Annotated in this window: 2 protein-coding genes; both read right to left on the bottom strand. The window is 39.5% G+C overall.

The genetic code is table 11. The features are described 5' to 3' along the window. Positions 1 to 510 (bottom strand): sulfite exporter TauE/SafE family protein (locus AC1DPQ_RS24385; RefSeq protein ID WP_477611148.1); only part of this gene is annotated, 510 nt, incomplete at its 3' end. A gap of 58 nt (positions 511 to 568) precedes the next feature. Continuing rightward, on the bottom strand, positions 569 to 2341 hold the full coding sequence (gene argS / locus AC1DPQ_RS24380; protein ID WP_477611147.1) for an arginine--tRNA ligase: 1773 nt from the start codon (positions 2339 to 2341) through the stop codon (positions 569 to 571). Positions 2342 to 2538: the final 197 nt, after the last annotated feature.

Genomic DNA, 2538 nt, shown 5'->3' with positions numbered 1-2538 from the left:
GCCCAATACCGCAATGAAAACCAAAATTAGAAAAGATCCTGTGCCTGGCCCGATTAAACCATCATAAAAACCGATTAATATCCCAAATAAAGCAGCCATTAAAACCTGTTGTTTAAGGGAATGGTCTTTCTCCTGGTGGATACCAAATTGTTTGTTAAAGTAGGTGTAAAGTGCAACTAAAATCAGCACAACGAGGATTATAGGTTTGATGACAGAATTATCTATCCTGCTTACCAAAAACGCGCCCAGCAATGCTGCTAAAAACGCAGTTATCGCACAAGCCGCAAGTACTTTGTAATTAAAACTAACCTGTTTTGAATATTTGAAAGCAGCCAGCGTTGTACCCGCCATTGACGGGATTTTGGTAGTGCCTAAAAGCGTAGCCACAGGATAATGGGGCAAAATAAGTAAAATGGCGGGGGTTTGTAATAAACCACCGCCACCTACAATAGCATCTATAAATCCGGCAGCAAAAGCTACCAGACAAAGTAAAATCAGTTCGTTAACCACTATAAATTTTTAAATCAATTCTTCCGAATTCATTACCGCTGGCTTCAGCCAACAGTATTTACATCCGCTCTGGCGAAGTAATACCTAAAATAAGCATTCCGGCATGAATGATATCGGCCGTTTTTTTACTCAGGTTTAAACGGAACTGTTTTACTTCACCTTCTTCCGTTTTTACAATTGGCGGTACCTCATGGTAAAACTTGTTGAATAGCTTAGCCAGTTCGTATAAATAGTTGGCCAAACTTGCCGGACTATAAGCTCTAGCCGCAATAGCAATTTCTGCAGGGTATTTTGCCAATTGCAGAATCATTTCTAATTCCACGTCACTAATCCCGCCAAACTCCAAACTCCCAACGCCAAACTTATACTCAGACTTGCTCAACAGCGATTTAATCCGCGCGTGCGTGTATTGGATAAATGGACCTGTATTCCCTTGAAAATCGATACTTTCAGCAGGATTGAACAACAAACGTTTCTTAGGTTCAACCTTTAAAAGGAAATATTTTAAAGCACCTAAACCTATATTTTTATACAGTTCTTCTTTATCTGCTTCACTAAAATCGTTGGTTTTACCCAATTCTTCTGTTTTTTCGCGGGCGGTGGTTACCATGCTCTCAATCAACTCATCTGCATCAACAACCGTTCCTTCACGGCTTTTCATCTTGCCGTTTGGCAGATCGACCATTCCGTACGATAAATGGTATAAACCTTTTGCCCAGCTCTTGCCTAGTTTTTCTAAAATCAGGAACAACACTTTGAAATGGTAATCCTGCTCATTTCCTACCACATAAATCGACTCATCCATATTGAAATCGTCGTGTTTCATCTCAGCAGTACCTAAATCTTGTGTGATGTAAACCGAAGTCCCATCAGCACGCAGAACTAATTTCTGGTCTAAACCATCGGCAGTTAAATCGATCCAAACCGAACCATCTTCCTTTTTAAAGAAAACACCTTTGGCCAAACCTTCATCAACCGTACCTTTTCCTAACAGGTAGGTATTGCTTTCGTAATAGAATTTATCAAAATCAACTCCGAGGTTTTTATACGTTACATTAAAACCAGCATAAACCCACTCGTTCATGGTTTTCCAAAGCGAAACTACTTCCTCATCCCCTTGCTCCCATTTCAAAAGCATTTGTTGCGCTTCTTTAATTAATGGTGCATTTTTCTTAGCCTCTTCTTCTGTTTGTCCCTCAGCTTTTAAAGCATCAATTTCTTTTTTGTACTCTTTATCAAAAATTACGTAGTATTTTCCAACCAAATGATCGCCCTTTAAGCCAGTACTTTCGGGTGTTTCGCCATTACCCCACTTTTGCCAGGCAAGCATCGATTTACAGATGTGGATACCACGGTCGTTAACCAGGTTTACCTTCACCACATCGTAACCGTAAGCTTTAAGCAGCTCAGAAACCGAGTAACCCAAAAGGTTATTACGCACGTGCCCCAGGTGAAGCGGTTTATTGGTATTTGGAGACGAATATTCTACCATTACCTTTTTACCGTTCGATGCATACACGCCAAAATCAGGCGATAAAATTTCTTCGTTAAATTGTTTTAAGAAATAACTTTCGGCAATGCTTAAGTTCAAAAAGCCTTTAACCACATTAAATTTAGTAATATCGGTTACGTTAGCAACCAAATATTCACCAATCTCAGTGGCAGTTTGTTCAGGCGATTTCTTCGAAATTTTGGTAATCGGAAAAACAACAATTGTTGCCTGTCCTTCAAATTCTTTACGTGTTTCTTGTATGTTGATTACACTTTCGGCTACTTCTTCCTTATAAAGTTCAAAAATAGCTTTCTGTGTTTCGGCAATAATAAAATTCATGCGCCAAAAATATGTAAAAAAGGTGGAAGGTGAAAGGTTTAAGGTAGAAGGTTTTCGAGCTTTTAAAGGGCTTGGAAAGCCACTGTAGTGCCAGTCGGTTCCGATAGTCCTTCTTTTCGCTATAGTCCCGATTGAAGAAATCGGGAGCTGCCGCTTCAATAAGGTTTATTTAGTTGGTTCTGTGCAATAAATAAACC

This window comes from Pedobacter sp. 01T416_2 (genome assembly GCF_056398925.1).
This window is presented reverse-complemented; position numbering and strand designations above follow the sequence as displayed.

Excerpts from the sequence above, each read along its gene's own strand:
- argS (WP_477611147.1), bottom strand. The coding sequence starts at position 2,341 with ATGAATTTTATTATTGCCGAAACACAGAAAGCTATTTTTGAACTTTAT.